This window comes from Hydrogenophaga flava NBRC 102514 (assembly GCF_001571145.1).
Lineage (GTDB): Bacteria > Pseudomonadota > Gammaproteobacteria > Burkholderiales > Burkholderiaceae_C > Hydrogenophaga > Hydrogenophaga flava.
Genome location: NZ_BCTF01000007.1, coordinates 59,916 through 86,872, shown reverse-complemented (window position 1 = coordinate 86,872; position 26,957 = coordinate 59,916). Strand labels below are relative to the sequence as shown.

Genomic DNA, 26,957 nt, shown 5'->3' with positions numbered 1-26,957 from the left:
ATTGTCGCTGGGGCTGGGTGCAGACAGCGCTCAGGCCACCGCCAGCTCCATCACGCGGTCGCCACTGGCCTCGGCCCGGGACAGCTCCCCCCGGATCTCGCCGCGCGAGAGCACGATGACCCGGTGGGACAGGCCCAGCACCTCTTCAAGATCCGAGCTCACCACGATCACGGCCATGCCTTCGCGGGCCAGGCCGGCGATCACTTCGTATATCTGGGCTCTCGCCCCCACATCGACACCACGGGTGGGTTCGTCCAGGATGATGACCCGCGGGTTGCGGGCAATCCACTTGGCGATCACCACCTTCTGCTGGTTCCCGCCCGAGAGCGACCCCGCGGTCTGCTGCGGATGCCCCTTGACCGTGAGCTTGCGGATCAGCTCCTGGGCAAACTGCACGGCGCGCGCGGGACGCAACCAGCCCCGTGGGGCGATCTGGTCGAAGTTGCTGTAGGCCATGTTCTCCCACAGGCTGTGCTGCAGCACCACACCCAGGGCCTTGCGGTCATCGGGCACCATCACCAGCCGTTCGCGGATGGCGTCGATGGGTGAACGGGGCACCAGCGTCTTGCCACCGATCGTGATCTCGCCCGACGCGATGGGGTCGACACCGGCGATGGCGCGCATGGCCTCGGTGCGGCCTGCACCCGAGATGCCCGCAAACCCCAGAACCTCGCCTTCACGCACCTCGAACGACAGGTTGCGGAAGCTGGCGTCGGGCGCGGTCAGCCCGCGCACCGCCAGCGCCACCGGGGCCGTGGGCGCCGGTTCGGGAATGGCCGGAAACAGGCGCTCCACGCTCCGGCCCACCATGTCGCGCACCAGCAGCGGCGGCGGCACCTGGGCATGGTCGTGGCTGGCCACATACCTGCCGTCGCGCAACACGACCACACGGTCGCAGATGCGTGCGATTTCCGCCAGCCGGTGGCTCACGTAGATGAACGACACGCCTTCGGCCTTCAGGCGCATCACCTGCTCGAACAGGCGGTCGGTTTCCTCGTCGCCGAGCGCCGCCGTCGGCTCGTCCAGGATCAGCAGTCGCGCATTCAGCGTCAGCGCCTTGGCAATCTCGACCTGCTGCTGCGCGGCCACGCGCAGCGAGCCCACCTTGCGTGTGGCCGGCACGTCCAGCCCCAGCCGGTGCAGCTGGGCCTGTGCGCGTTCGACCATGGTCTGCATGTCGATGCGCCCGTTCTTCATCAGCAGGCGCCCGACAAAGACGTTCTCGGCAATCGTCAGGTGCGGCAGCAGCCGCATTTCCTGGTGGATCAGGCCAATGCCGGCGTGCAGGGCGTCGGCCGGCGAGACGGGCGCATAGGCCTGGCCGCGCCACCACATCCGGGTGCCGGGATCGGGGGCGATCAGCCCCGCGACCAACGACGACAGCGTGGACTTGCCTGCGCCGTTCTCACCCAGCAACGCCACGCACTCACCCGGTCGAACGTCCAGATTCACCCCTTGCAGCACGACGTTGTTGCCATAGCTCTTGCCTGCATTGCGCACGACCAGGCCATCGTGGGCAGGGGATGAATCTTGCACGGTCATCGGATGTCTCGCGGCGTCAGAAGGGGACTCGGTTCAAGGATGGGCCTTGAGGAACTGGGCCACGTTCTCCTTGGTGGTCACCTTGGCGTCGGTCGGCTGGTCCTTGGGCACCGGCTTGCCGGCCATCAGTGCGGTGGCAGCGTCCACGGCCATGCGACCCATGGTGAAGGTCTGCTGTGTGGCGGTGGCGTCCAGCGTGCCCGACTCCACGGCCTTGAGGCCGCCAACGTCGCCATCGAAGCCGACCACCCAGACCTTGTTCGCCGGCTTGGCCAGCTTCACGGCCTGCGCTGCGCCCAGGGCGATGCCGTCGGCCTGGCCGATGATGATGTTGACCGACGGATCGCGCTGCAGCATGTCCTGGGCGATCTTGTTGCCCTCGTCAGCGGCCCAGCGCTCGGTCCACTGGTTCTGCGTGATCTTGATGCCGCAGCTGGCCAGGCCTTCGGTGAAGCCCTTGGTGCGCTCGACCTCGGGCGTGGTGCCCTTCTGGCCATGGATCATCACAGCCTTGCCCTGGCCCTTGGTCTGTTCGCAGATCCACTTGCCCAGCGCGGTGGTGGCCGGCACGGACTGACCATAGATGAAGGTGTCGCCAGGTGCGCCTTCGGCATTGCGGTCGACGTTGATCACCGGAATCTTGGCGGCGCGCGCGGCCTTGACCGGCACGGCCGCGGCGGTGGCGCCGGCGGGGATGTAGATCAGGGCGTCGATCTTCTGGGCGATCAGATCCTGGATCTGGTTGACCTGGGTCGTGGCGTCGCCCTTGGCGTCCACCGTGACGATGGTGTAGCCCTTTTCCTTGCCGTAGGCCTCGACCGACTGCTTGATCATGTTGAAGAACTCGGCCTGCAGGTTGGCCACCGCCAGACCGATCTTCTTTTGCTGGGCAAACGCGCCGCTGGAGGCGGTCAGCGCCACACCGGCCACGACAGCCATTGCGATCTTGTTGAACTTGAACATGGGTTTGTCTCCTGTTTTCAGGGGTTGATGAAAAACGAACGCGGAATCAACGGGACCTTCGCTTGTTGGCGTCGACCATCACGGCCAGCACGATCACGACACCAATCACGATCTGCTGCACGAACGGAGACGTTCCCATCAGGTTCAGCCCGTTGCGCAACACACCGATCGTCAACACACCCATCAGCGTGCCGAAGATCGATCCCACACCGCCCGCCAGACTGGCACCGCCTATCACCACGGCCGCAATCGTGTCGAGCTCATATCCCATTCCGCCGCTGGGCTGCGAGGAGTCCAGCCGGGTCGACATCACGACCCCGGCCAGCCCGGACAGCAGGCCACACACGGTGTAGACCATCAGCGTCATCCGCCGCACCGGAATACCGGCCAGCCGCGCCACCTCGTGCCCGCCTCCGATGGCGTACAGGGCGCGACCACCGGCCCGGTACTTCATGAACAGCGCGGCCGCGGCCGTGAGCAACAGGAACAGCGCCACCGTGACCGACATGAACCCGAAGTGGCGCTCGATCGACAGCGCCGAGAACCACTCGGGGTAGCCCACGATCTGGCTGCCGTCGGTCACCATGTTGGCCAGGCCACGGGCAATCGACATCACGGCCAGCGTGGCGATGAACGGCGGCAGGTTGGCCCGGGTGATCAGCAGGCCGGAGCAGGCGCCGCAGGCGGCACCGACCACCAGGGCCGCGACGATCGCCAGCGGCATCGGCACCCCCAGCACATTGGCCAGGGCGCCCATCACCATCATGGAAATGGCCAGCACGGAGCCGACCGACAGGTCGATGCCGCCGATCACGATGACCGCCGTCATGCCCAGCGCCATGATGCCCAGCACGGTGAGCTGGTCGATCACGTTGAGCAGGTTGCGCACCGTCAGGAAGGTGTCGGTGGTGATCGAGAACACCAGGCACAGCACGATCAGGCTGAGCAAGGGCATGTAGTCGGACAGGCGCTCCTGCCAGGAGACCTGGTTGGGGCGGTCGGCGGGTGCGGAGGCGTCGGAGGACTTGTTCATGGCGGCCGTGTCGCGGGACAGGGTGAGCTCGGTCATGGTAGGAAATGGAGGGCGTTCAGGCGGTGCGGGGGGACGGCTGCAACCGGGCGCGGGCCACCGACAGCGCCCAGCCTTCCCGCGCAGCGCGCACATGGTCAGCCGCGCTGGCCGGGGCGTCGGTCAGGATCTGTGCCCTGGGCAGCTGCGCCAGCGTCCCGCGGTCCCAGAGACCGGCGCCCAGTCCGGCCATGTGCGCGACACCGAGGGCCGAGAGTTCGGGATCGGTGCAGTGCAGCACAGGGCGTTCGATGTAGGCGGCAATGCGTTTGCGCAACACCGGGTTGGCAGAGGGGCCCCCGTCCAGCAGGAGACGGCGCACCGGTGTGGCGCTGCGGTCCATGGCTTCGAGCACGTCGCTGACCTGGTGCGCCATCGAATCGAGCGCCGCCGCCAGCAGCTGGGCGCGCCCGGTCGAATGGGTCAGGCCACTGATCAGGCCCACGGCCCGCGCGTCCCAGTAGGGTGCGCCCAGGCCGCTGAACCCGGGTACGAGCCAGAGCCCGTCGCAGGAGGCGGCCGACGCTTCCGCAGCCGCCTGCGCCACGTCGATGCCGAACAGCTCGGCCGCCCACTTGAGCGTGGCGCCGGCCGAACGGATGTTGCCTTCGAGGGCCATCCGGTGCCCGTCGCCCTCGTCCCAGGCGATGGTCTGGCACACCTCGGTGCTGCGCACATCGGCCGACGCGGCCAGGCCCATCACCGACGAGCCCGTGCCCATGGTGGCCTTGACGTCACCGGGGGCGCGCACGCCGTGGGCGTACAGCGCGGCGTGCGAATCGGCCATCACCGCCCACACGGGCGCCTGGGCCAGCCGCGGGTGCCAGCGCCCCGCCGTCGGCCGCCGGTGCAGCGAAGGCACCACCGTGGGCATGAGGGCGGAAGGAATGGAGAAATAGGCCAGCAGGTCGGTGTCCCACGTCCCGGTGCGGACATCCAGCAACTGGGTGCGCGAGGCGTTGCCCACCTCGATGGTGGCTTCGCCCCCCAGATCGCCGATCAGCCAGGCGTCCACGGTGCCGGCCAGCAGCTCGCCGCGGGCCGCACGCGCCGCCAGCGACGGATCCTGTTCCAGCAACCAGAGGATCTTCAGGGCCGAGAACATCGGGTCGAGCGGCAGGCCGGAACGCTCACGCACCAGGGCATCGCCCTGGGACCGGTGCAGCCGGTCCCGCAGATCGACCGTGCGCTGGTCCTGCCAGCTCAGCAGGGGCGACACCGGCGAATGGCCGGCGCGCTCCCAGAGCAGCGCCGACTCGCGCTGGGTCGACAGCCCCACCGCACACACCTGGGCCTGTGGTGCCTGGTCCAGGCAGAGCCCGATGGCGCGGCACACACTGTCGCGGATCGCCAGCGGGTCCTGCTCCACCCAGCCCGGCGCCGGATAGTGTTCACCCAGCGGCGCCGAGGCCTTGGCCACGATGCGGCCTTGCGCATCCACGAGCACGCACTTCGTGGCGCTGGTGCCTTGATCGATCGCCAGGACGTGGTTCATGTCCATCACCGCCGCTCAGCGCGCCTCAAGCAGGTCCATGGCGGCGCGCGCGATGTGCGGTGCCGTGAGACCGAAGTGTTCAAACAGCATCTGGGCCGACCCGGTGGGCGCGAACCCCGTCACGCCCAGGATGCGCATGCGCACCGGGTGCCTCTGCGCGGTCAGTTCGGCCACCGCCGAACCCAGGCCGCCGTGCACGATGGCTTCTTCGACCGTCACGATGCCGTGCGTTTCACGCGCCGCCGCCAGAAGGGTTTCCTCGTCCAGGGGCTTGACCGAGGCCGCGTTGATCACGCGGGCACGGATGCCGCCCTCCGACAGGAACTGCGCCGCCTCCAGCGCCCGCGACACCATGGTGCCGATGGCGACAATGGTCACGTCTTCGCCCTGCCGCAGCGTGACCGAACGCCCCGGCTCGAACACGACGCCGTCGGGCGAGACCGCCGGCACCTTGGTGCGGCCCACGCGCAGGAAGCAGGGGCGCCCCGCCGCCAGGGCCCAGCGCATGACCGCACGGGTCTCGTCCGGGTCGGCCGGCACGATCACGGGCAGGTCGTCGATGGCCCGCATCCAGGCCAGGTCCTCGATCGAGTGGTGGGTCGGTCCTAGCTCGCCGTAGGCCATGCCGGGGCTCATGCCGCACAGCACCACCGGGAAGTCGGAGTACGCCACGTCGGCCTTGATCTGTTCGGTGGCGCGACCGGTGAGAAAGGGTGAGGCCGCGCACACAAAGGGACGGAAGCCGGCGTTGGCCAGCCCGGCCGCCACGCCCACCATGTTCTGCTCGGCGATGCCGACGTTGATCAGGCGGTCGGGAAACTCCTTGCGGAAGGCGCCCAGGTTGCTGGACCCCACCGAGTCGTTGCACACCGCGACGACACGCGCATCTGCCCGCGCCAGCGAGGCCAGCTCGTCGGCGAACGCCACGCGGCAATCGAAGCCGCTGCTGTGGTCTACCTTGCTCACGCTGCAAGCTCCTTCAATGCGGCTTCGTGCTGTTCGGCGCTCGGCACCTTGTGGTGCCACTCGACGCCGTTCTCCATGAACGAAATGCCTTTGCCTTTGACGGTGTTGGCGATCACGGCGCGCGGGCGGCTGCCGGGCGCCGCCTGCAGCACCTCCAGCAGCGCGGCGTGCGAATGACCGTCGACCACATGGGTTTCCCAGCCGAACGAAGTCCACTTGTCGGCCAGGGGCTCCAGATCGTTGGTGTCCGCGGTCGTGGCCCCCTGCTGCAGGCGGTTGCGGTCGACGATGGCCGTCAGGCCGCCCAGCCCGCGTTGCGCCGCGTACATGGCCGCCTCCCAGTTGCTGCCTTCCTGCAGTTCGCCGTCGCCCAGCACGACATAGGTGCGCCAGGCTTTGCCGGCCAGCCGCGCTCCGGTGGCACAGCCCACCGCCACGGGAAGCCCGTGCCCCAGCGGACCGGTGTTGGTTTCCACGCCAGGCACCTTGCGGCGGTTCGGATGGCCGTTGAGGGGCGACAGCGCCGCCGCGAAGTGCTGCAGCCGCGCTTCCGGGAAGAAGCCGCTGTGCGCCAGCACCGAATACAGGGCGGCGGCGCAGTGGCCCTTGCTGAGGATGAAGCGGTCGCGATCGGGCCACTGGGGCTGCGCCGGGTCGATGGACAGCACGGCGTCGAACAAGGTCACCAGCACGTCGGTCACCGACAGATCGCCGCCCACGTGGCCGAGGCCTGCACCCTGGATGGTCTGCAACACCTGGCGGCGCACATGGGTGCTGCTGGCCTGCAGCAGCATGGGCTTGTGGGCGGCGGGAGCGGCACTAACGGCTTGCCGGCGCTCTCTCCAGCGCGCCACCGCCGCAGCGTCGACAGACAGGGGGGCTGCCGCGCCGGAAGGAGATTCAGAAGTGATTTGCATATTTATTCACATGTGACTCAATGATCAAAAGTGTATGCCGCACACCACCGGAGAGTCATCGGGGTTTCCCCTAGGAAACAAAAACGGCGCCCTCGGGCGCCGTCGATGAAGTGGCTGGATGCAGCCGGGTGGCTGCAGGGAATCAGCTCTGGCCGCGGTGGTAGCTGCCATCGCCGCGCTGGAACAGCACGTCGTCCGGCAGCAGTTCGCCGGGCTGCAGTTCGCGGGCGTTCAGGGCGCGCTGGTACAGCGGCGCAAAGTCGACGCGCGTGAAGTCCAGCAGTTCGTCGAGATCGCGGATCACGAAGTAGCTCTCCTGGAAATCGTCGATGCGGTAGTGCGTGCGCATCACGCGCTCCAGATCGAAGCGCACGCGGTTGGGCGAGGGGCTGTCGAGGCAGAACACCGATTCGGTGAACGACGAGGCGATGCCCGCGCCGTAGATGCGCAGGCCATCGCGCTGCTGCACCAGTCCGAACTCGATGGTGTACCAGTAGACCCGTGCCAGCTGTGGCAGGCAGCCTAGTTGCTGCGCGCGCAGGCCGCCCTGCCCGTAGGCCTGGATGAAATCGGCAATGGCCGGGTTCATCAGCATCGGCACATGGCCGAACACGTCGTGGAACACATCGGGTTCTTCGAGGTAGTCCAGCTCGTGCGGCTTGCGGATGAAGTGGCCCGCGGGAAAGCGGCGGTTGGCCAAGTGCTCGAAGAACACGTCGTCGGGCACCAGGCCCGGCACCGCCACCACCTGCCAGCCGGTGCGCTGCATGAGCACGTCCGACAGGCGCCGGAAATCCGGGATCTGGTCCGCGCCGATGGGCAGGTCCTTCATGCCCTGCACGAACGCATCGCAGGCGCGTCCCGGCAGCAGCTTGGTCTGGCGCTCGAACAGGGTCTTCCAGGTCGCGTGTTCGGCGGCGCTGTAGTGGTCCCAGCCCTGGTCGATGGTCCAGTCGGCGTTGGCGGGGCGGCCGGCCTCGCCAGCGGCCAGGCCGTGTTTGGCGGCAACAGGTTCGGCCAGCATGTCAGCCCCCGTTGCGCTGGAACGCGGCAAAGGCGCCGTCGGCGGCCTTGGCCCAGGTGATGTCGCGCTCGGACAGGCCGTCGGCGTCGTGTGTGGTGAGCGTGACGTCGACGCGGTTGTAGACGTTGAACCACTCGGGGTGGTGGTCCAGCCGCTCCGAGACGGCTGCCATCTGGGCCATGAAACCGAAGGCCTCAGCGAAGTTGGCGAAGCGGAAGCTGCGCGAGATCGCGCCGCGCTCGGGGTGGTGGGTCCAGCCGGGCAGGCCGGCGAGGTGGTGCTTCAGGGACTCGGCGTCCAGCGGTGTCATGGTGTCTCCTTGTGATGGGGCTCTGGGGGCCCACAGGCTGTGCAGTTTGCGCCGTGTGGCGGACAATTTGCTCTCGTTTGCGACCACGATCACCCGCTTTCACGAGAGACCCTTTCATGAACGAAGACATCGGCAAGGATTCCTTGCACGCCGCCAGCCTCGACCGTCTGGACCGGCGCATCCTGGCCGCGCTGCAGGCCAACGGCCGCATCAGCAACCAGGAACTGGCCGGCCTGGTGCACCTGTCACCGGCGCAGTGCAACCGGCGCCACCGGCGGCTAGAGGCCATGGGCGTGATCCGCCGCTACGAGGCGCGGCTGGACGCCGACCGGCTGGGCCTGGGCGTGACCGCCTTCGTGCACATCTCGATGGAGCGCGGACAGCACAAGGAGGTGCTGAAATTCCAGCGCACCGTCGGCAAGATGCCGCAGGTGCTGGAGTGCTACGCGGTGACCGGCGATTTCGACTACGTCTGCAAGGTGGTCGCACACGATCTCAAGGGCCTGTCCGACTTCCTGCTCGGCACGCTGGCGCAGCAGCCCGGCGTCAGCGGCGTGCGCTCCAGCATCTGCCTGAACGAGCTCAAGTGCACCGGCGCGCTGCCGCTGGAGTGAGCCGGGGTCTGCTCAGAGCCGTTGTGCCCGCCGCCCCATCCAGGCCAGCGCCACGGCATTCATGTAGCGCACCCGCTGCCGGCGGCGCGCGCGCGGCCCCTGGGCTTCTGCGGTGGTCGTCAGCGGCGCCGGGACAGGGACCGGGCGCGGGGTGCTGCGCCTGGCCCATCCGGTCCAGCGCGCCCCGAGGTGCCGCAGCAGCATGCCCACGTTCGCCAGCACCAGCAGCGGCACGCCGATCCACTGCAGCTCCAGCAGGAAGCGCTCCTCACCGAACAGCGCGACGCCTTGCATCGGTACGGGCCGCCAGTCCAGGCAATGCCGCGCGCCGTCCAGCGGCCAGAGCCAGGCACTGCAGATACCCACGTCGAACAGGCTGTCGAGCAGCGGGTGCGACGCGGTGCACAGCGCGAGGAAGGCGCCGCGCCCGACCCGACGTCGCCAGCCGTCCGCAGGCCACAGCGCACCCAGCAGGCCAATCAGCAGCGCGAAGCCCAGCGAATGGGTGAAGCCCCGGTGGCCATAGGTGCCGCTGTAGCGGTCAAAACCCATCGTGACCGAGACAAAGTCGAGGTCGGGCATGACGCCACACAAGGCGCCCGCGACCATCAGCCGCCAGCCCACCCGGCGCGGCCCCAACGCCACGGCCAGCGCGACCGCGGGGGCAAAGTGCAGATACGTTGCCATGGGAGCCCGGGCCTCAGGTGGGGGCGGATTCAAGCTCCGGGCCTGTCCGCGCCGGCCCAGAACCCATCACGTTGTACCAGTCGATCTTGCGGGTGGCGACCATCACCGCGGCCAGCACACCGAACAGCAGCAGCGAGCCCATCACCAGCGCGTTGTCCTCCGACTGCAGGATGCCGTAGAGCACGCCATAGAGCGCCACCAGCAGGCCGCTGATGCCCAGCGCCGGCCGCCAGCCGCCCAGCACGTGGCGCAGGTAGCGCGTCAGCAGCGCGATGCAGCCAGCGCTGGCGGCCAGGTAGGCGGTGAAGAAGCCCAGCTGTTCCGACAGCGAGAGCAGCAGCAGGAAGAACAGCACCAGGGCCGCGCCGATCATCAGGTACTGCATGGGGTGGATGCGCCAGCGTTTGACCATCTCCAGCACGAAGAAGGCCGCGAAGGTGAGCACGATGAACATCAGGCCGTACTTGGTGGCGCGCTCGGTCAGGCGGTAGACGTCGACCGGGTTGCCCAGCGAGACCGAGAAACTGTCCAGCGCCACGCGCTCCTTGCCTTGCGACAGGAACTGCTGCTGCGCCTGGGTGGAGAGCGCGGGCACGCTCCAGTGCGCCTCGAAGCCGTCGGCGTTCACCGTGCGCTGGCGCGGCAGGAAGTCGCCGCCGAAGGTGGGATGCGGCCAGGCCGAGACCAGGCTGAGTCTGTTGTCATCGGCCAGCGGCACGAAGCCGATCTGCCCTGTGCCGGCCAGGTCCATGCCCAGCGTGAAGTCCAGCGTCGCACCGGGCTGCAGCAGCTCGGCGCCGAGGGCGGCGGCCAGGGGCAGAGGCAGGTCCGCATCGGCGGGCGCTGCGGTGACGGTCAGGGCCTGGCCCGCGAGCTTCAGTTCGGGCTGGCCTTGCAGGCCGCGCAGGTCGCTCACGCCGAAGTTCAGCCAGGGCTGGCCCAGCGCGATCTTGCCACCCTTCTCGCGCGGCGCCACGTCCTTCCAGACGAAACGCCCGGCGCTGTCGTGGCGGCTGTTGTAGACCGTGACCGGAAACACGCCGCGCCAGCGCACCTCGGTCGTCAGGCGACTGCGCGTGTCCATCGTCTGCGGAAACACCGTGGCCACGCGGTGTTCCTTAACCGTCTCTTCGCGCTCGATGTTGCGCGCCACGTCGACCACCACCTTGCGGGTGAACGTCTCGGTGTAGGGCACGTGCAGCACGGGGCCGGTGAGGGTCTGGGTGCCGGCGTGGGCACGGGCTACCTCGCTGCGCGCGTGTTCGCGGTGCTCGGTGCGCTCGCGGACCAGGTCGCTCACCATGGCCAGCGGAATCAGCAGCAGGACCATCAGCAAGCCGATGACGGCGGTCTTGCTCAGCAGGGGAAATCGGTTCACTTCTCGCTCCTTGTGTTGGGACGGAGCGATTCTTCAAAGCGGCTGTGCGGCGCCCACGCAGCCTGTGTGAAGTGAATGTGAAACGGATCAGGCCTTCCCCACTCCCCACGGGGTGAGGCGCACGAACAGCACCGAGCTGAGGCCGTACACCGCCATGCCCGCCGACAGCAGCGCGAAGATGGTCCAGGTGGGCGTCTGCCACAGCGCCAGCAGCAGGCCGCCGCCGGCCACCATCACCAGCCGCAGCGTGCCCGCCAGCACCGGGCCAATGGCCTTGCCCGCGCCCAGCGACGAGAAGTACAGCGACAGGCCCAGACCGAACAGGCCATAGACCGGGCCGGCCCAGCGGAAGTAGCCCGCGGCGGCGTCCAGCACCGCCGGGTCCTGCGAGAACAGGCCGGTCCAGAGGTCGGGCGCCAGCGTCACGATCAGGCCCAGCCCGCCGAGCACGGCGGTGGCCAGAGCCGCCGCCGTCCAGGCCGCGCGCCGCGCCCGGGCCACCAGCCCGGCGCCAATCGCCATGCCCACCAGCGGCACCGAGGCCACGCCGATGGCGAACGCCACCGGTACCAGCAGGAATTCGAGCCGCGTGCCGATGCCGTAGCCGGCCAGCGCGTCGGTGCCGAACTGCGCCACCAGCCGCGTGAGGATGAGGATGGTCAGCACCGTCTGCAGCGGCGAGATGCAGGCCACCGCGCCGACGCGCAGGATGTCGGCGAACAAAGCACGCTCGAAACGCGTGCCGCGCATGTTCAGCGATATGCGCGCCCGCCCTGAGGCGAGAGTCCACCACAGCCAGGCCGCGCCCGCCCCGTAGGCGATCACACCGCCCGCGGCGACGCCCGCCATGCCCAGCGGCGGCCACGGCCCCCAGCCCAGCCCGAGCGCGCCGCCCAGCGCCACCTGCAGCAGCGCCACCACGAACAGCGTCAGCGAGGGCGCGGCCATGTTGCCGGCGCCGCGGCTCACCGAGGCCAGGGTGTTCACCAGCCAGACAAACACCGAGCCCAGGAAGGCGACGTTGCCATAGGCCATGGCCTGCGCCAGCGCCTCGCCCTGCCCGCCCAGCGCTGACAGCACGGCCTCACCCAGCGTGAGCATGGCCACCATGTACACCCCGCCGGCCGCCAGCGCGATCCACACCGCGTGCACCGCCAGCGCGTTGGCCCGCACGGCGTCGCCCGCGCCCAGCGCGCGGCTCACCGCCGAGGAGACGCCGCCACCCATGGCGCCGCCCGACAGCATCATCTGGAACATCACGAAGGGAAACACCAGCGCCATGCCGGCCAGCGCGGGCGAGCCGAAGCGGCCGACGTAGGCGGTCTCGGCGATCGCCGCCAGCGCGGTCGCCAGCATCGCCACCATGTTGGGCAGCGCAAACTTCAGCAGCAGCGGCAGGATGGGCGCGGTCAGCAGGGGGTTGGGCGCTTTGGCGCCGGGCTCACTCATCGCCCTCGCCCCCGGCCGCCACGGGAGCGAGCTTGTCCATCGACGCGTCGATCAGCGCGTGCAGCGCCACCACCTGGTCCTCGCCGAGCCGCCGGTTGATGCCCAGCTGGGCCACCTTCCAGCGCCGCTTGGCCTCGGCGCGCTTCTCGCGGCCAGCGGGCGTGAGGTTCACCAGGCGGCTGCGCGCGTCCTCGCCCGCCGACACCACCACCCAGCCCGCGTCGACCAGCGGCCGCAGGTTGCGCGTGAGCGTGGACGCGTCCATCTTCAGCCCCTCGGCCAGCTCGCCAGGACGCACCGGACCCAGCTTGTCGACGTAGGACAGCAGCGAGTACTGCGTGGTCTTGAGCCCCACCTGCGCCATCTCGGCGTCGTAGAACTGGGCCACGCGGCGCATGAACTGACGCAACTTCAGGTTGGTGCAGCCTTGCGGCAGGGATTGGGTGGAGGTGCTTGCGGCCATGATTTGATTGTATCTACAATGATTGCATATGCAACCGTCTTGAGGACACACCATGGACACCGAGAACATCCGCCTGCGCTGGGAACAGGAAGAAGCCGCCGCGCGGCAGCGCATCGAAGCCGGTGGCGGCCGGGCCGGCGTTTCAACGCCGGAACAGATCGCCGGCAAGACCGGGCTGGAAATCATGCAGGCGCTGCTGTGCGGGGAACTGCCCTACCCGCCCATCAGCGAGACCCTGGGCTTCTACCTGATCGAGGTGGGCGACGGCCACGCGGTGTTCCAGGGCGCGCCGCAGTTCAAGCACTACAACCCGCTGGGCACGGTGCACGGCGGCTGGTACGCCACGCTGCTGGACTCGGCTCTGGGCTGCGCGGTGCAGACCAAGCTGCCCGCCGGCACCGGCTACACCACCGCCGAACTCGGCCTGAACATCGTGCGCTCGGCCAGCGACAAGTCCGGCCCGCTGCGCGCCATCGGCAAGGTGATCCACAGCGGCCGGCAGATGGCCACCGCCGAAGCCCGCATCGTCGGCCCCGACGGCAAGCTCTACGCCCACGCCACCACCACCTGTTTCATCTTCGACGCGTCGCGCGCGAAGGGCTGAGTCTCCTGCGATTCAGGCTGGCAGCGTCCAGCTCGCACGGCAGCCGCGCGGGTCGGCCACGTTGTCAATGCGAAGCGTGCCACCGTGCAGCTCGCTGACCTCCTTCACGAGGCACAGGCCCAGGCCCGAACTTTTCTCGTGCGTGTCGGCGCGCGGCAGCGAATAGAAGCGGTCAAAAATCTTGTCGGCCGCGTAGTCGGGCACGCCCGGCCCCTCGTCGCGCACCGACCATTCCACCTGCCCGTCCAGGCGCCTGGCAACCACCACCAGCGCGCCGCCCTGCGGTGAAAAGTCGATGGCGTTGTCCAGCAGGTTCTGCAGCGCCTGCGCGATCAGGAAGCGGTCGCCGCGCACCGTGGCGCCCTCGTCCAGCGTGGTCTGCAGCCGCAGGCCCTTGCGCCGCAGCGTCGGCTCGGCCGTGTGCAGCAGCTCGCGCGTGAGCGCCGACAGGTCCACCGGCTCCACCGTGCGCAGCTGCCGCAGCTGCTCCACATCGGCCAGCGCCAGCAGCCGGTCGATCAGCTGCTGCAGGCGCTCGGTCTGGCGCTGGATGTTGCCCGCGAAACGCTCGCGGTCGGCCTCGGGCATGGGCTCCTGCAGCAGCTCGGCCGCGCCGCGGATCGCCGCCAGCGGGCTCTTGAGCTCGTGCGTCAGCGTGTGCACGTAGTTCTCGACATAGGCCTTGTCTTCGAGCTTCAGGCGCATGCGCTCGACCGCCTGCGCCAGGTCGGCGAACTCGGTGTTGCCCGAGAGCCGACCCATGCGCGGCAGCTCGGCCCGTTCGCCACGCGCCACCGCGTTGGCATACCCACGCAGGCGCGAGAGCGAGCTGGCGATCCACCAGGTGAACAGCAGGCCGATTGCCAGGGACAAGCCCAGCAGCACCCAGGACCAGTTGAGGATGCGGTCGCGGCTGCGTTGGATGTAGGGCTCCAGCGTCTGGTTCGGGCGAGAGACTGTGAGCACGCCGATGATCCGCGCGCCATCCGTCACCGGCGCCGCCACGTGCATCACGGTGCGGTCGGCGTCGTAGGCGCTTTCGCCGCTGGAGCGCGCGCCATACTCGCCGCGCAGCGTGCGCAGCACGTCGTTCCACTGCGAATGGTCCTTGCCCAGGTCCTGCCCGCGGCTGTCGAACACCACGATGCCGCGCGCGTCGGTGACGGTGATGCGGTAGTCGATGCGCGACTTGCGAAAGCCCCAGATGGTCGCGCCCGGGTCCACCGAGGGCAGCGCCGACAGCGCCTGCGCAAACGACCCACTGGCGATGGTGCCGGCCTTCAGATCGGGTGCCGCCACCAGCGCCAGCGCGTTCGCCGCGTCCACCAGACTGTCCTCCATCGCCAGCCGCGTGCCGGGCTTGACCTCCTCGATGAACACGCGCAGCACGACAAACAGCGCCAGGCCGAGCACCAGGAAGAAAGCGAACAGCAGACGCAGGCCGATGCGCATCGTGGGTCTATATATGTGTGTGCGACGTCAGCCTATGGGGAAAGCTGCAGCGAATAGCCCATGTTCCGGTGCGTCTGGATCAGGTCGGGCGAGAGGCCGCGTTCGCGCAGCTTGGCGCGCAGCAGCTTGATGTGGGCGTCGACCGTGCGGTCCAGCGTGTCGGGCGCGTCGGCCCAGACCAGGTCCATCAGCTCGGCGCGCGAGAAGATGCGACCGGGCCGGCGCAGCAGCGTCGCCAGCAGCAGGTACTCGTAGCGCGTGAGCGCGAGGTAGCCGCCGCCGCAGGCGATGCGCTGCGCGGTTTCGCCCAGCCGCAGCGAGGCCGAGCCGGCCGTCGGCAGCGCGGCGCCATGCTCCGCCGCCTTGCCGTTGGCCGTGCGCCGCAGGATCGCCTTGACCCGCGCGCAGACCTCGCGCGGCGAGAACGGCTTGCTCACGTAGTCGTCCGCTCCCAGCTCCAGCCCGAGCACACGGTCGATCTCCTCGCTGCGCGCGGTCAGGAAGACGATGGGCAACTCGCTGGTCTTGCGGATGGCGCGGCACACGTCAAAGCCGTTGCCGTCGGGCACGCCGACGTCGAGGATGGCGAGATCCGGAGGCTGTTGCGCGAATGCTGCCAGCGCGTCGCGCGCGAGCGTGACGTGGGTGACCTCGAAGCCCTCGCTGCGCAGCGCGTAGAGCAGTGTGTCGGCGATCGCCTGTTCGTCTTCCAGCAGCAGGATGCGGTGCGCCATGTGGGCCTAGGTGAGTGCGTCAGCCCGCGATCATAGGCCTCGTGCGAGGCACACCCACGCGCGGATCAGGCACCCCGAGCAGCTTCCAGCGCAAGCGGAAGATAGAACGCCACATGCATGGCCGAGATGTCGTCCACACTGCCGAGCTTGATGTGGCGACGCAGCTTGCCTGAGCCCTGAAGGACCTTGTGCGGGTCGGGCATGGCGGCTCCGTGCCCAAACTCCAGCGACACGTGGGCGCTGTAAGCAAACACGCCGCAGAACGGCACATCGGCCGAGAACAGGAAGCCGCCGTATTTGACTTCGTCGGTCGCGCCGGGCACGGTCTTCTGGATCAGCTCACGCAACCGCGAGACGAGCAGGAAGTGCGCCTCGCTGGTGAAGCGGATGTCATTGAGCAAGGTCTGGACTCGGGGCGGATTCATGGTGAAAGGGATGTGCGGAAGAAGCCGCAAGCCTACGGCAGGCCACTGACAACGTGGTGTCAGCAGGGACGCTCAGGCCGTGTTGAAGATGGATTCCAGCTCCCTGCGCATCACCCCCCGGTCCACATCCACCCCGCTCCACAGCCGGATCGCCACTGCGCCCTGATTGACCAGCATGCCCAGGCCGTCGAGCACGGTGCAGCCGGCGGCTTCGGCGGTGCGGATGAGGTGGGTGCGCGGCGGGTTGGGGATGGCGTCGGCCACCACCATGCCGGGGCGCAGGGTGCTCCAGTCGATGTCGAGCTGGTCGTCCACATTTGGGAAAAGGCCGATGGAGGTGGCGTTGACCACGATGCCGGTGCCGGCGGGCACCGGCATGGCAGGCTGCCAGTGCTGGTATTCGGCGGTGGCGCCGGTCTTTTCGGCGACCAGATCGGCCAGCTCCTGGCCGCGCAGCCGACCCCGGTTGACCACGGTGATGTGGGCCGCGCCGGCCAGCGCCAGTTCCACCGCCACCGCCCGCGCCGCGCCACCGGCGCCGAACAGCAGCACGAGCTGGCCTTCGATGGTGCAGACCGGGCGCAGCGCTTCGACGAAGCCCTGGCCGTCGGTGTTCTCGCCCACCAGCAGGCCGTCCCGCAGCACCACGGTGTTGACCGCGCCGATGATCTGCGCCGACGGCGCCAGGCCATCCAGGTGCTCGATCACGGTCACCTTGTGCGGCAGCGAGCAGTTGAAGCCGGCCCAGCCCATGGCGCGGGCGCCGCGCACCGCGTCGGCCAGCTTCTCGGGCGGCACCTCGCAGTTGACGTAGCGCCATTCCATGCCGTGGTGCCGGTAGGCGGCCTCGATCATGGCGACCGTCGGGTTCTCGGCGGCGGGCTGGGCGAAGGAGCCGGTGAGCGTGTGGAGGAAGTTCATGGCGTGTCCCTGCGGAGCCTGGGCTCGTGAAAGAGGCCCATGAAAACAAAAAAGCCGACCTTGGGCAAGGCCGGCTTGTGCAAAACACGCCCGCGCCGATGCGGGCAGCGGGCTCAGATCACTTGCGCGCAGCGGCCACAGCAGCCTGCGTGTCCTTCCACAGCGCCTCGCCCACGTTGGCGGCGATGCTGGCGTTGACGGCGCCCAGCTTCTCGCGCATGCGGTTGGCTTCGGCCGGGCTGAGTTCGTTGACCTGCATGCCCTTGGCCTTGAGGTCGCCCAGGGCCTTGGCGGCTTCGGCGCGGGTGTCCTGGCGCTCGAAGTCGCGGCTCTTCTTCGCGGCGTCGGCCAGCACCTTCTGCTCGTCTTTCGAGAGGCCGTCCCACCACTTCTTGCTCACGGTGACGATCCAGGGGCTGTAGACGTGGTTGGTCACGGTCAGGTACTTCTGCACCTCGTAGAACTTGCTCGACAGGATGGTGTTGTAGGGGTTCTCCTGGCCGTCGACGGTCTTGGTTTCCAGCGCGGTGAACAGCTCGGAGAACGGCAGCGGGATGGCGTTGGCGCCCAGGGTCTTGAAGCTGTTGAGGAACACGTCGTTCTGCATCACACGCAGCTTGATGCCGTTGAGGTCTTCCAGCTTGGCCACGGGCTGCTTGTTGTTGGTGAGGTTGCGGAAACCGTTCTCCCAGTACACCAGGCCGACCAGGCCTTTTTCCTGCAGCTTGTCCATCACCTTCTGACCCACCGGGCCGTCGAGCACGGTGTCGGCTTCCTTGGCGTTGTTGAACAGGAAGGGCGTGTCCCAGATCGCCATTTCCTTGGTGATGCCCACCAGGGTGGCGGTGGAGCCGACCATCATTTCCTGCGCGCCGCCGATCAGGGCCTGCTGCATCTGCACGTCGGAGCCCAGCGCGGCGGCGCCGATGGCGCGCACCTTCATCTTGCCGCCGGAGGCCTTCTCGACTTCCTGTGCGAACAGCTTGACGGCGCGGCCCTGGTTGGAGTCTTCGTTGAGGCCGTAACCGAAGCGGATCAGGCGCGGCTTGATGTCCTGCGCGAAGCTGGCAAACGGGGCGGCGAAGGCGGCCACGGCGGTGGCGGCGATCAGGGTGCGGCGGAACATGGACATGACAGTCTCCTTGGGTGAAAAAACAGACAAATGGCGATCAGCGCATCCACGCCACGGGGGCGGTGACGATCTGCGGGAACAAAACAAACAAGGCCAGCACCAGCGTGTAGCTGAGTAGGAAGGGGTTCACGCCCTTGATGACCTGGTGCATGGGCAGGCGGCCCACGCCGGCCACCACGTTGAGCACGGTGCCCACGGGCGGCGTGATGAGGCCGATGGCGCCGTTGAGCACGAACATCAGGCCGAAGTACACCGGGTCGATGCCAGCCTTGACGGCGATGGGCAGCATCACCGGCGCGAAGATCAGGATGGTGGGTGTGAGGTCCAGCGCGGTGCCGATGAGCACGAGCACGATCATCATCACAGCCATCAGAAGGCGCGGGTTCTCCACCAGCGGGCCGAGCCAGCCGCCCAGCACACCGGGCAGGTCGGCCAGGGTGATCATGTAACTGGCCACCTGGGCACCGGCGCAGAGGAACATCACCACCGCCGTGGTTTTGGCGGCGCGCACCAGCACCCCGTGCAGCTGGCCGATCTTCATTTCGCGGTGGATGAACAGCGACACCACGAGCGCGTAGAACGCGGCCACCACGGCGGCCTCGGTGGGCGTGAACACCCCCGTCTTCATGCCGCCGATGATGATCAGTGGCATCAGCAGCGCCCAGAACGCGCGCGCCGTGGCGCGCAGCCGGCCGGCCATCGGCACCGGCGGGTTGTCCTGCAGATTCATGCCCTTGAGCACGATCTTCCAGGTGACGATGAGCGCGGCGCCCATCATCAGGCCAGGCACGATGCCCGAGAGGAACAGCGCCGAGATGGAGGTGTTGGTGGTGACGCCGTAGATGATGAACGGCATGGACGGCGGGATGATGGGCGCGATGATGCCGCCCGAGGCGATCAGCCCGGCCGAGCGGTGCATGGGGTAGCCGTGCTCGCGCATCATGGGCAGCAGGATGGTGGCCAGCGCCGCGGTGTCGGCCAGGGCCGAGCCGCTCATGGACGCCATCAGCACGGCCGCGCCGATGGCCACGAAGCCCAAGCCGCCGCGGATGTGGCCGACCCAGGTCTGGGCCATTTCGATGATGCGCCGGCTGATGCCGCCGCTGTTCATCAGCTCGCCGGCCAGGATGAAGAAAGGCACGGCCAGCAGCGGGAAGCTGTCCACACCCGCCACCATGTTCTGCGCCAGCAGCTGGGTATCGAAAAAGTCCATCACCCAGGCCATGCCGGCGCCGGTGAGCAAGAGGGCAAAGGCCATGTTCATGCCGATGCCCATGAGCACCAGCATGCCGACCACGAAGACGATGAAGGCTTGGGCTTCGACGGTCATCACATCACTCCACGTCGACGCCGTGACCGAGGTCCAGCGGTTTGGCCTTGATGATTTCCCACACCACCATGGCGCCGATGGCGATGGCGCACAGCAGCGCCGGCAGCGGCAGCAGCGCGGCCGGCACCTTCAGCACCACCGATTGGCTGTCCATGCCCACCACCACCTGCTGCCAGGCGCCGCGCGCCAGCAGCACGCAGGCCAGCAGCACCAGCAGACGGATCAGCAGCGTGGCCGCCTTGAAGGCCAGCGGGCGGCGGCGCAGCAGGCCCACCAGGCTGGTGAAAGCCATGTGTTCGCCGGCCGGGTAGGCCGCGGCGGCGCCGAGGAACACCATCCAGACGAACAGCAGGCGCGAGAGTTCTTCGCTGGCGGCCACGCCGCTGCCGAAGCCGTAGCGCAGCACCACGTTGAGGAAGACGGAGCAGGCCATCACCGCCAGGCAGGCGGCCATCAGGGTCTGGGCCGCGCGCTGCAGGGGATGCGCCTTGGGTTGGTCGGACGTGTTCATGCGGCCTCCTGGCTCGGGGACGGGGCGGCGGCCCAGGCGGCGGCCTGGTCCAGCAGCTGCGGCAGGGGTTCGGCCGCGTCGACGCGCAGCACGCCGGGCTCGCCCACCGGCGATTCCAGGGTGGCGAACTGGCTGTCCACCAGCGCGGTGTTGAAGAAGTGCGCCGAGCGCGTGGCCACGCGTTCGCTGGCCAGCGCCGGCGTGATGTCGATGAAGACGAAGCGCAGACCCGGGGCCGCGGCGCGCAACTGGTCACGGTAGGCGCGCCGCAGGGCCGAGCAGGTCAGCACCACGCCGCCGGGCGAGCGCGCCAGCAAGTCGGCCAGGGTTGCCAGCCAGCCGGCGCGGTCGACGTCGGTCAGGGCGATGCCTTCGCGCATCTTCTGCCGGCTCGCGGGGCTGTGGTGGTCGTCGCCTTCGATCAGCGGCAGCCCGAGGCGCTGGGCCAGACCGGCGCCCAGGCTGGACTTGCCGCAACCGGCCACGCCCATGATCACCAGCGACGCATTTTGAACCGTGTTCATTTTTGAGATAGCGCTATCTTTTGTAGGAAGAAAAAACGGCCTGTGGCCAGGCCGGGCGTGGGGCAGATCGGGTTTCCGAGGGGGTCTGCCGCGTTGAGATAGCGCTATCTTAGGGCTATGATCCCTGGCCGACACCCGTAAAAACCCTGATGCCTCCCGCGCCCCCACCCCCTTCCCGCCCCCGCGCCACCGGCCGGGTGACCCTGGCCGACGTCGCGGCGCTGGCGGGTGTGAGCCCGATCACCGTCTCGCGCGCCCTGCGCGGCGAGCGCACCGTGGACCCGGTGCTGGCCGGGCGCGTCCGGGAGGCGGCGCAGCAGCTGCGCTACGTGCCCGACCCCGCGGCGCGCGCCCTCGCCTCGCGCCACGGCTCGCACGTGGCGGTGCTGATTCCGATGCTCTCCAACGCCCTGTTCGTCGACCTGCTGGAGGCGGTGCAGCGCACGCTGCGCCCCGCCGGCTACCAGACGCTGATCGGCATCACCCACTACAGCCCCGACGAAGAAGAACAGCTGCTGCGCGAGCAGCTGCAGCACCGGCCCGCCGGCCTGCTGGTGACCGGCATCGACCAGAACGCAGCCACGCGCGAACTGATGGCGCACAGCGGCGTGCCCTGCGTGCACCTGATGGAACTGTCCACCGACCCGGCGCAGTACTGCGTGGGTTTCTCGCAGCGCGACGCGGGCGAGGCCATCACCCGCCACCTGCTGGCGCGCGGCCGCCGGCGCATCGCCTTCGTGGCCGCCCAGCTGGACCCGCGCACCCTGCAGCGCGCCGAGGGCTACCGCCGCGCACTGCAGGCCGAGGGCCTGTACGACCCGGCGCTGGAACGGCTGGACCCGCGGCCCTCGTCGATGGCGCTGGGCGGCGAACTGCTGGAACGGCTGCTGCAAGAGCAGCCCGGCTGCGACGCCGTCTTCTTCTGCAACGACGACCTGGCCCAGGGCGGGCTGCTGGCTGCGCTGCGCCTGGGCGTGGCCGTGCCGCAGCGGCTGGCGGTGGCGGGCTTCAACGACCTCTCGGGCAGCGACCAGATGCTGCCGCCGCTGACCACCGTGGCGACGCCGCGCGGCGCCATCGGCGAGGCCAGCGCGCAGATGCTGCTGAGCCTGATGCGCGGCGACACACCCGCCCGGCACTCGGTGGACCTGGGTTTCGAGTTGCAGCTGCGCGCCTCCACCTGAGCCTTTTCGATACCTTGCTGCACCCGCGAAGTACCCTTTTGCGGGTGGCACATACTTTTTGCCGGCACCTAGGGTTAATCCCAGCCCAATAGCGCAAGCAAGTACATATTTGGCCGGTTTTTGTACAAACCGCGGGCCAGAAGGTGCCCAGAATCCGCCTCACGGTTTCAGACACCGTTGAACCCAGACGAACGCCACCACCCACCTCAGGAGACAACCTGTGAAATTCCGCCTTGCCACTGTGTTCGCCGCTGGCCTGCTGGCCGCCGCGGGCGCCCACGCCGCCACCGAACTCGTGATCGCGACCGTGAACAACGGCCACATGATCGAGATGCAGAAGCTCTCGAAGAACTTCGAGGCCGCCAACCCCGACATCAAGCTCAAGTGGGTCACGCTGGAAGAAGGCGTGCTGCGCCAGCGCGTGACGACCGACATCGCCACCAGGGGCGGCCAGTTCGACATCATGACCATCGGCATGTACGAAGCGCCGATCTGGGGCAAGAAGGGCTGGCTCACCGAGCTCAAGACCGATGCCGCCTACGACGTGAACGACCTGCTGCCCGCCGTGCGCGGTGGCCTGACGGTGGACGGCAAGCTGTTCGCCGCCCCGTTCTACGGCGAATCGTCCATGCTGATGTACCGCAAGGACCTGGCCGACAAAGCCGGCATCAAGGTCGCCGACAACCCGACCTGGACCGACATCAAGGCCCTGGCCGCCAAGATCCACAACCCGCCCAACACCTACGGCATCTGCCTGCGCGGCAAGCCGGGCTGGGGCGACAACATGGCCTTCCTGTCCACCCTGGTCAACACCCACGGCGGCCAGTGGTTCGACATGAGCTGGAAGCCCCAGCTGGAGAGCAAGCCCTGGAAGGACGCGATCACCTTCTACGTCGACCTGCTGAAGAACTACGGCCCGCCCGGCTCGTCGAACAACAGCTTCAACGAAATCCTGGCGCTGACCAACTCGGGCAAGTGCGGCATGTGGATCGACGCCACCATCGCCGCCTCGTTCGTGAGCGACCCCAAGCAGTCCAAGGTGGCCGACCAGATGGCTTTTGCCCAGGCGCCCACCGCCGTGACCCCGAAGGGCGCGAACTGGCTGTGGTCCTGGAACCTGGCCATCCCCGCCGGCTCGAAGAAAGTCGACGCGGCCCAGAAGTTCGTGACCTGGGCCACCAGCAAGGAATACATCCAGCTGGTTGCCAAGACCAACGGCTGGGCCAACGTGCCCACCGGCACCCGCAAGAGCACCTACGCCTCGCCGGAATTCCAGAAGGCGGCCCGCTTCGCCGCCGCCGAGCTCAAGGCCATCGAATCGGCCAACCCGACCGACTCGACCCTGCCCAAGAGCCCGTATGTGGGCGTGCAGTTCGCCGCCATTCCGGAGTTCCAGTCCATCGGCATCGCCGTGGGCCAGCAGATGAGCGCCGCGCTCGCCGGCAAGACCAGCGTGGACGACGCGCTGAAGGCCTCGCAGGTCGCCGCCGAACGCGAGATGAAGAAGGCCGGCTACTACAAGTAAGCCACTGCAGACCCCACACGGTCTGACCGCCCCCTCTCCCGCCCGCGGGGAGGGGCTTTCCCCTCTCACGTCCATGGCCATGAACCGCCCCACATCGCGCACCCTGCCGCGTCTTCTGCTGACGCCCGCGGTGGCCACGCTCTTCCTGTGGATGATCGTGCCGCTGGTGATGACGATCTATTTCTCCGTCATCCGCTACAACCTGATGCAACCCGACCAGAGCGGCTTCGTCGGGCTGGAGAACTTCGAATACTTCGTGACCGATCCGTCGTTCACGACCTCGGTGATCAACACCATCCTGCTGCTGGGCAGCGTGATCCTGATCACCGTGATCCTGGGCGTGGCCATCGCCCTGCTGATCAACGAGCCCTTCGCCGGCCGCGGCCTGGTGCGCGTGCTGCTGATCTCGCCCTTCTTCGTCATGCCCACGGTCAACGCGCTGATGTGGAAGAACATGATGATGAACCCCATCTACGGCGTGCTGGCCCAGGTCTGGGCCTTCTTCGGCGCCGCGCCGGTGGACTGGCTCACCGACCACCCGCTGTTCTCGGTGATCGTCATGGTGAGCTGGCAGTGGCTGCCCTTTGCCACGCTGATCTTCATGACCGCGCTGCAGAGCATGGACCGCGAGCAGCTGGAAGCCGCGCGCATGGACGGCGCCACCTACGGGCAACAGCTGCGTTACCTCTACATCCCGCACCTGGGCCGTTCGGTGGCCGTGGTGGTGATGATCGAACTGATCTTTTTGCTCAGCGTCTTCGCCGAGATCTACACCACCACCGGCGGTGGCCCGGGCGACGCCAGCACCAACGTGGCCTTCCTGATCTTCAAGCAGGCGCTGCTGAACTTCGATGCCGGCGTGGCCTCGGCCGGTGCCCTGTTCGCCGTGCTGCTGGCGAACATCGCCGCGATCTTCCTGATCCGCATGGTCGGCAAGAACCTGGACAAATGAACATGGCCCACCCCTGCCTCGCTCCGCTCGTCCCCCTCAAGGGGGCGGCGCCTGCGGCCCGGCAAAGCCGGTTCCGCGGCGCCCCTCGACCAGACACTTCGCGCAAAGGTTGCTTCGCATGAGAGCCTCCATCTACACACCGGCCTATCTTGTGCGCACCGTGGCCGCATGGGCGGTGGCCCTGCTGCTGTTCTTCCCGCTGGGCTGGCTGCTGCTGACCGCGTTCAAGACCGAGCTGCAGGCCATCGCGGTGCCGCCCGAACTGTTCTTCTCGCCCACGCTGGAGAACTTCCACGAGGTGCAGGAGCGCAGCGACTACCTGCACTACGCCTGGAACTCGGTGGTCACCAGCGTGGTGTCCACCTTGCTGGGACTGGCCATCGCCGCCCCCGCCGCCTACGCGATGGCCTTCCACAAGGGCAAGCGCGACAAGGACATCCTGATGTGGATGCTCTCCACCAAGATGATGCCGGCCGTGGGCGCCCTGGTGCCCATCTACGTGATGGCGCAAAAGAGCCAGCTGCTGGACACGCAGCTGGGCCTGATCATCGTGTTCACGCTGTCCAACCTGCCCATCATGGTCTGGATGCTGTATTCGTCCTTCAAGGAGATCCCGCACGAGATCCTGGAAGCCGCGCGCATGGACGGCGCCACCCTCTGGCAGGAGGCCACCAAGGTGCTGCTGCCGCTGGGCATGGGCGGCCTGGCTTCGACCGGTCTGCTGTGCTTGGTGCTGAGCTGGAACGAGGCCTTCTGGTCGCTCAACCTCAGCTCCGCCAAGGCCGGCACGCTGGCCACGCTGATCGCCAGCTACTCCAGCCCCGAAGGCCTGTTCTGGGCCAAGCTGTCCGCCGCCTCGCTCATGGCGATTGCCCCCATCGTGGTCTTCGGCTGGTTCAGCCAGAAGCAGCTCGTCCAGGGCCTCACGTTCGGGGCTGTGAAGTAACCCCATTCAAGAGAGACAAGAGACCACCATGGCCTACCTGCAACTCCAAGGCATTGAAAAGTTCTTCGGCGAGAACCGCGCCATCAAGGGCATCGACCTGTCCATCGAGAAAGGCGAGTTCATCGTCTTCGTCGGGCCGTCGGGCTGCGGCAAGTCCACGCTGCTGCGCCTGATCGCCGGGCTCGAACACATCGACGGCGGCAGTCTCGTGCTCGACGGCAAGGACATCACGCACGCGCCCTCGTCCAAGCGCGACCTGGCCATGGTGTTCCAGAGCTACGCGCTGTACCCGCACATGAGCGTGTACGAGAACATGTGCTTCGCGCTCAAGCTGGCCAAGGTCGACCCCAAGGTGATCGACGAGAAGGTGCAGAACGCCGCGCGCATCCTCAACCTCACGCAGTACCTGCAGCGCACGCCCAAGGAACTCTCGGGCGGCCAGCGCCAGCGCGTGGCCATCGGCCGCGCCATCGTGCGCTCGCCCAAGGTGTTCCTGTTCGACGAGCCGCTGTCCAACCTGGACGCGGCCCTGCGCGGCCAGACCCGGGTGGAGATCGCCAAGCTGCACCGCGACCTGGGCGCCACCACCATCTACGTGACGCACGACCAGGTCGAAGCCATGACGCTGGCCGACAAGGTGGTCGTGCTGCGCGACGGCGTCATCGAGCAGGTGGGCACGCCGCTGGAGCTGTACGACCGGCCCGCCAACCAGTTCGTGGCGCAGTTCATCGGCACGCCGCAGATGAACGTGGTGCCGCTGCAGCAGGTGCCCGCCGTGGTGGCCCAGCAGGCCCCCGCCGGCGCCGTGGGCGGCGCCATCGGCCTGCGGCCGGAGAACGTGAGCGTGCGCAGCACCGGCAGCACGCCGGTGAGCGGCCAGGTGGACCTGGTGGAGGCCCTGGGCGCCGAGACCCTGATCTACGTGAGCACGCCCAACGGCGCGCAGTTCGTGGCGCGCCAGAACGAACGCACCGGCCTGCACGCGGGCGACACGGTGAGCCTGGACATCGACGCCTCGCAGGCCCACTGGTTCGACACCGCCGGCCGTGTGGTCGCCGCACGCGCCGCCTGACGCCATGAGCGCTTCACAACCCCTGCAAGGCAAGAGCGCCGCCGTCACCGGCGCGGCCTCAGGCATCGGTTTCGCCAGCGCCCAGGCCCTGGCCGGTGCCGGCGCCCGCGTGGTGCTCATCGACCGCGACGCCGCCGCGCTGGACAAGGCCTGCGCCGCCATCGGCGAGAACGGCGCAACGGCCCTGCCCCTGGTGCTGGACCTGCTGGACCCGGCCCAGTGCAACAGCCTGCTGCAACACACGCTGGCGCTGCTGGGCCAGCTGGACATCTTCCACGCCAACGCCGGCCTCTACGTCGGCGGCGACCTGGTCGACGCCACGCCCGAGGCAATCGACCGCATGTTGAACCTGAACGTGAACGTGGTGATGAAGAACGTGCACAACGTGCTGCCGCACATGATCGGGCGCGGCACGGGCGACATCCTCGTCACCAGCTCGCTCGCGGCGCACTTCCCCACGCCCTGGGAGCCGGTCTACGCCTCGTCCAAGTGGGCGGTGAACTGTTTCGTGCAGACCGTGCGCCGCCAGGTGTTCAAGCACGGCATCCGCGTCGGCTCGGTCTCGCCGGGGCCGGTCATCACCTCGCTGCTGTCCGACTGGCCGGCCGAAAAACTCGCCGAGGCCAAGGCCAGCGGCAGCCTGATCGAAGCGGCCGAGGTGGCCGAGGTGCTGCTGTTCATGCTCACCCGCCCGCGCGGCATGACCATCCGCGACGTCGTGCTCATGCCCACGAATTTCGACCTCTGACCCGCCCACTTTTCACCGAC

28 protein-coding genes are annotated in these 26,957 nt (G+C 68.2%); 8 read left to right on the top strand and 20 right to left on the bottom strand.

The window, feature by feature from the left end; translation table 11 throughout:
• Positions 1-30: 30 nt before the first annotated feature.
• From HFL01S_RS08190 to HFL01S_RS08155, 8 genes are all read right to left on the bottom strand, one after another.
• Positions 31-1,542, bottom strand: coding sequence for a sugar ABC transporter ATP-binding protein (locus HFL01S_RS08190; RefSeq protein ID WP_066257204.1), 1,512 nt, complete (start codon positions 1,540-1,542; stop codon positions 31-33).
• 33 nt (positions 1,543-1,575) lie between these two features.
• Positions 1,576-2,505 carry a sugar ABC transporter substrate-binding protein gene (locus HFL01S_RS08185; protein ID WP_066257201.1) on the bottom strand — a complete coding sequence of 310 codons (930 nt, stop codon included), beginning with the start codon at positions 2,503-2,505 and terminating at the stop codon, positions 1,576-1,578.
• A gap of 46 nt (positions 2,506-2,551) precedes the next feature.
• Positions 2,552-3,574, bottom strand: a complete 1,023-nt coding sequence (locus HFL01S_RS08180; protein ID WP_245644758.1) for an ABC transporter permease — start codon at positions 3,572-3,574, stop codon at positions 2,552-2,554.
• Between the two features lie 19 nt (positions 3,575-3,593).
• A complete protein-coding gene (locus tag HFL01S_RS08175) occupies positions 3,594-5,069 on the bottom strand; it encodes an FGGY family carbohydrate kinase (protein WP_218008616.1) in 1,476 nt (491 codons plus the stop codon).
• 15 nt (positions 5,070-5,084) lie between these two features.
• The gene (locus HFL01S_RS08170) at positions 5,085-6,035 is read right to left on the bottom strand and encodes a transketolase family protein (RefSeq protein ID WP_066257195.1); all 951 of its coding nucleotides are present in this window, start codon (positions 6,033-6,035) and stop codon (positions 5,085-5,087) included.
• Positions 6,032-6,952 (bottom strand): transketolase, encoded by a 921-nt coding sequence (locus tag HFL01S_RS08165; protein WP_084383156.1) that lies wholly within the window; start codon positions 6,950-6,952, stop codon positions 6,032-6,034. Before HFL01S_RS08165 ends, HFL01S_RS08170 begins: the two co-directional genes overlap by 4 nt.
• Positions 6,953-7,094: 142 nt before the next feature.
• Complete coding sequence (gene phhA, locus HFL01S_RS08160; RefSeq protein ID WP_066257191.1) at positions 7,095-7,976, bottom strand: phenylalanine 4-monooxygenase; 882 nt, start codon at positions 7,974-7,976, stop codon at positions 7,095-7,097.
• A 1-nt stretch (position 7,977) separates the two neighbouring features.
• Entirely contained in the window at positions 7,978-8,286 is a 309-nt protein-coding gene (locus HFL01S_RS08155) for a 4a-hydroxytetrahydrobiopterin dehydratase (protein WP_066257189.1), read from the bottom strand.
• 116 nt (positions 8,287-8,402) lie between these two features.
• Here HFL01S_RS08155 and HFL01S_RS08150 point away from each other — a divergent pair, with 116 nt between their 5' ends.
• On the top strand, positions 8,403-8,900 hold the full coding sequence (locus HFL01S_RS08150; RefSeq protein ID WP_066257186.1) for an Lrp/AsnC family transcriptional regulator: 498 nt from the start codon (positions 8,403-8,405) through the stop codon (positions 8,898-8,900).
• Between the two features lie 12 nt (positions 8,901-8,912).
• On the opposite strand, the gene HFL01S_RS08145 is transcribed toward HFL01S_RS08150, so the two are convergent.
• The 4 genes from HFL01S_RS08145 to HFL01S_RS08130 form a co-directional block, all read right to left on the bottom strand.
• Positions 8,913-9,587: a metal-dependent hydrolase gene (locus HFL01S_RS08145; protein ID WP_066257184.1), complete on the bottom strand. Its 675-nt coding sequence runs from the start codon at positions 9,585-9,587 to the stop codon at positions 8,913-8,915.
• A gap of 13 nt (positions 9,588-9,600) precedes the next feature.
• Positions 9,601-10,965: a cell envelope integrity protein CreD gene (gene creD / locus HFL01S_RS08140; RefSeq protein ID WP_066257180.1), complete on the bottom strand. Its 1,365-nt coding sequence runs from the start codon at positions 10,963-10,965 to the stop codon at positions 9,601-9,603.
• A gap of 87 nt (positions 10,966-11,052) precedes the next feature.
• A complete protein-coding gene (locus HFL01S_RS08135) occupies positions 11,053-12,414 on the bottom strand; it encodes an MATE family efflux transporter (RefSeq protein ID WP_066257178.1) in 1,362 nt (453 codons plus the stop codon).
• The gene (locus HFL01S_RS08130; protein WP_066257175.1) at positions 12,407-12,877 is read right to left on the bottom strand and encodes a MarR family winged helix-turn-helix transcriptional regulator; all 471 of its coding nucleotides are present in this window, start codon (positions 12,875-12,877) and stop codon (positions 12,407-12,409) included. The genes HFL01S_RS08135 and HFL01S_RS08130 overlap by 8 nt, the downstream gene beginning before the upstream one ends.
• Positions 12,878-12,929: 52 nt before the next feature.
• On the opposite strand from HFL01S_RS08130, the gene HFL01S_RS08125 reads away from it, so the two are divergent.
• On the top strand, positions 12,930-13,481 hold the full coding sequence (locus tag HFL01S_RS08125) for a PaaI family thioesterase (RefSeq protein WP_066257171.1): 552 nt from the start codon (positions 12,930-12,932) through the stop codon (positions 13,479-13,481).
• A 12-nt stretch (positions 13,482-13,493) separates the two neighbouring features.
• On the opposite strand, the gene creC is transcribed toward HFL01S_RS08125, so the two are convergent.
• From creC to HFL01S_RS08085, 8 genes are all read right to left on the bottom strand, one after another.
• Entirely contained in the window at positions 13,494-14,933 is a 1,440-nt protein-coding gene (creC, locus tag HFL01S_RS08120) for a two-component system sensor histidine kinase CreC (RefSeq protein WP_066257169.1), read from the bottom strand.
• Positions 14,934-14,965: 32 nt separating this feature from the next.
• Complete coding sequence (creB, locus tag HFL01S_RS08115; protein WP_066257166.1) at positions 14,966-15,667, bottom strand: two-component system response regulator CreB; 702 nt, start codon at positions 15,665-15,667, stop codon at positions 14,966-14,968.
• A gap of 65 nt (positions 15,668-15,732) precedes the next feature.
• The gene (locus HFL01S_RS08110; RefSeq protein WP_066257401.1) at positions 15,733-16,092 is read right to left on the bottom strand and encodes a DUF1801 domain-containing protein; all 360 of its coding nucleotides are present in this window, start codon (positions 16,090-16,092) and stop codon (positions 15,733-15,735) included.
• 72 nt (positions 16,093-16,164) lie between these two features.
• Positions 16,165-17,013 carry a shikimate dehydrogenase gene (gene aroE / locus HFL01S_RS08105; protein WP_066257165.1) on the bottom strand — a complete coding sequence of 283 codons (849 nt, stop codon included), beginning with the start codon at positions 17,011-17,013 and terminating at the stop codon, positions 16,165-16,167.
• Positions 17,014-17,131: 118 nt separating this feature from the next.
• The gene (locus HFL01S_RS08100; protein ID WP_066150652.1) at positions 17,132-18,145 is read right to left on the bottom strand and encodes a TRAP transporter substrate-binding protein; all 1,014 of its coding nucleotides are present in this window, start codon (positions 18,143-18,145) and stop codon (positions 17,132-17,134) included.
• 37 nt (positions 18,146-18,182) lie between these two features.
• The gene (locus HFL01S_RS08095) at positions 18,183-19,475 is read right to left on the bottom strand and encodes a TRAP transporter large permease (protein WP_066257163.1); all 1,293 of its coding nucleotides are present in this window, start codon (positions 19,473-19,475) and stop codon (positions 18,183-18,185) included.
• Between the two features lie 4 nt (positions 19,476-19,479).
• A complete protein-coding gene (locus tag HFL01S_RS08090; RefSeq protein WP_066257159.1) occupies positions 19,480-19,986 on the bottom strand; it encodes a TRAP transporter small permease in 507 nt (168 codons plus the stop codon).
• Positions 19,983-20,510, bottom strand: coding sequence for a gluconokinase (locus HFL01S_RS08085; RefSeq protein WP_245644757.1), 528 nt, complete (start codon positions 20,508-20,510; stop codon positions 19,983-19,985). The genes HFL01S_RS08090 and HFL01S_RS08085 overlap by 4 nt, the downstream gene beginning before the upstream one ends.
• 149 nt (positions 20,511-20,659) lie before the next feature.
• Here HFL01S_RS08085 and gntR point away from each other — a divergent pair, with 149 nt between their 5' ends.
• The 6 genes from gntR (at position 20,660) to HFL01S_RS08055 (ending at position 26,937) form a co-directional block, all read left to right on the top strand.
• Positions 20,660-21,694 carry an HTH-type transcriptional regulator GntR gene (gene gntR, locus HFL01S_RS08080; RefSeq protein ID WP_066257157.1) on the top strand — a complete coding sequence of 345 codons (1,035 nt, stop codon included), beginning with the start codon at positions 20,660-20,662 and terminating at the stop codon, positions 21,692-21,694.
• Positions 21,695-22,016: 322 nt separating this feature from the next.
• Complete coding sequence (locus tag HFL01S_RS08075; RefSeq protein ID WP_245644763.1) at positions 22,017-23,219, top strand: ABC transporter substrate-binding protein; 1,203 nt, start codon at positions 22,017-22,019, stop codon at positions 23,217-23,219.
• A gap of 79 nt (positions 23,220-23,298) precedes the next feature.
• Positions 23,299-24,171, top strand: a complete 873-nt coding sequence (locus tag HFL01S_RS08070; RefSeq protein ID WP_084383161.1) for a carbohydrate ABC transporter permease — start codon at positions 23,299-23,301, stop codon at positions 24,169-24,171.
• Positions 24,172-24,289: 118 nt separating this feature from the next.
• A complete protein-coding gene (locus HFL01S_RS08065) occupies positions 24,290-25,117 on the top strand; it encodes a carbohydrate ABC transporter permease (RefSeq protein ID WP_066257147.1) in 828 nt (275 codons plus the stop codon).
• Positions 25,118-25,145: 28 nt separating this feature from the next.
• Positions 25,146-26,189: an ABC transporter ATP-binding protein gene (locus HFL01S_RS08060; protein WP_066257145.1), complete on the top strand. Its 1,044-nt coding sequence runs from the start codon at positions 25,146-25,148 to the stop codon at positions 26,187-26,189.
• A gap of 4 nt (positions 26,190-26,193) precedes the next feature.
• Entirely contained in the window at positions 26,194-26,937 is a 744-nt protein-coding gene (locus tag HFL01S_RS08055; RefSeq protein ID WP_066257397.1) for an SDR family oxidoreductase, read from the top strand.
• Positions 26,938-26,957 lie beyond the last annotated feature (20 nt).

What these genes read in the sequence shown, in the direction of transcription:
- HFL01S_RS08100 (WP_066150652.1), bottom strand. Translation starts at nt 18,145, where the DNA reads ATGTCCATGTTCCGCCGCACCCTGATCGCCGCCACCGCCGTGGCCGCC.
- HFL01S_RS08070 (WP_084383161.1), top strand. Translation starts at nt 23,299, where the DNA reads ATGAACCGCCCCACATCGCGCACCCTGCCGCGTCTTCTGCTGACGCCC.
- HFL01S_RS08095 (WP_066257163.1), bottom strand. Translation starts at nt 19,475, where the DNA reads ATGACCGTCGAAGCCCAAGCCTTCATCGTCTTCGTGGTCGGCATGCTG.
- HFL01S_RS08060 (WP_066257145.1), top strand. Translation starts at nt 25,146, where the DNA reads ATGGCCTACCTGCAACTCCAAGGCATTGAAAAGTTCTTCGGCGAGAAC.
- HFL01S_RS08165 (WP_084383156.1), bottom strand. Translation starts at nt 6,952, where the DNA reads ATGCAAATCACTTCTGAATCTCCTTCCGGCGCGGCAGCCCCCCTGTCT.
- HFL01S_RS08130 (WP_066257175.1), bottom strand. Translation starts at nt 12,877, where the DNA reads ATGGCCGCAAGCACCTCCACCCAATCCCTGCCGCAAGGCTGCACCAAC.
- HFL01S_RS08085 (WP_245644757.1), bottom strand. Translation starts at nt 20,510, where the DNA reads ATGAACACGGTTCAAAATGCGTCGCTGGTGATCATGGGCGTGGCCGGT.
- aroE (WP_066257165.1), bottom strand. Translation starts at nt 17,013, where the DNA reads ATGAACTTCCTCCACACGCTCACCGGCTCCTTCGCCCAGCCCGCCGCC.
- gntR (WP_066257157.1), top strand. Translation starts at nt 20,660, where the DNA reads ATGCCTCCCGCGCCCCCACCCCCTTCCCGCCCCCGCGCCACCGGCCGG.
- HFL01S_RS08150 (WP_066257186.1), top strand. Translation starts at nt 8,403, where the DNA reads ATGAACGAAGACATCGGCAAGGATTCCTTGCACGCCGCCAGCCTCGAC.
- HFL01S_RS08135 (WP_066257178.1), bottom strand. Translation starts at nt 12,414, where the DNA reads ATGAGTGAGCCCGGCGCCAAAGCGCCCAACCCCCTGCTGACCGCGCCC.
- creB (WP_066257166.1), bottom strand. Translation starts at nt 15,667, where the DNA reads ATGGCGCACCGCATCCTGCTGCTGGAAGACGAACAGGCGATCGCCGAC.
- phhA (WP_066257191.1), bottom strand. Translation starts at nt 7,976, where the DNA reads ATGCTGGCCGAACCTGTTGCCGCCAAACACGGCCTGGCCGCTGGCGAG.
- HFL01S_RS08055 (WP_066257397.1), top strand. Translation starts at nt 26,194, where the DNA reads ATGAGCGCTTCACAACCCCTGCAAGGCAAGAGCGCCGCCGTCACCGGC.
- HFL01S_RS08090 (WP_066257159.1), bottom strand. Translation starts at nt 19,986, where the DNA reads ATGAACACGTCCGACCAACCCAAGGCGCATCCCCTGCAGCGCGCGGCC.
- HFL01S_RS08155 (WP_066257189.1), bottom strand. Translation starts at nt 8,286, where the DNA reads ATGACACCGCTGGACGCCGAGTCCCTGAAGCACCACCTCGCCGGCCTG.
- HFL01S_RS08175 (WP_218008616.1), bottom strand. Translation starts at nt 5,069, where the DNA reads ATGAACCACGTCCTGGCGATCGATCAAGGCACCAGCGCCACGAAGTGC.
- creC (WP_066257169.1), bottom strand. Translation starts at nt 14,933, where the DNA reads ATGCGCATCGGCCTGCGTCTGCTGTTCGCTTTCTTCCTGGTGCTCGGC.
- HFL01S_RS08110 (WP_066257401.1), bottom strand. Translation starts at nt 16,092, where the DNA reads ATGAATCCGCCCCGAGTCCAGACCTTGCTCAATGACATCCGCTTCACC.
- HFL01S_RS08190 (WP_066257204.1), bottom strand. Translation starts at nt 1,542, where the DNA reads ATGACCGTGCAAGATTCATCCCCTGCCCACGATGGCCTGGTCGTGCGC.
- HFL01S_RS08145 (WP_066257184.1), bottom strand. Translation starts at nt 9,587, where the DNA reads ATGGCAACGTATCTGCACTTTGCCCCCGCGGTCGCGCTGGCCGTGGCG.
- HFL01S_RS08125 (WP_066257171.1), top strand. Translation starts at nt 12,930, where the DNA reads ATGGACACCGAGAACATCCGCCTGCGCTGGGAACAGGAAGAAGCCGCC.
- HFL01S_RS08075 (WP_245644763.1), top strand. Translation starts at nt 22,017, where the DNA reads ATGATCGAGATGCAGAAGCTCTCGAAGAACTTCGAGGCCGCCAACCCC.
- HFL01S_RS08185 (WP_066257201.1), bottom strand. Translation starts at nt 2,505, where the DNA reads ATGTTCAAGTTCAACAAGATCGCAATGGCTGTCGTGGCCGGTGTGGCG.
- HFL01S_RS08180 (WP_245644758.1), bottom strand. Translation starts at nt 3,574, where the DNA reads ATGACCGAGCTCACCCTGTCCCGCGACACGGCCGCCATGAACAAGTCC.
- HFL01S_RS08065 (WP_066257147.1), top strand. Translation starts at nt 24,290, where the DNA reads ATGAGAGCCTCCATCTACACACCGGCCTATCTTGTGCGCACCGTGGCC.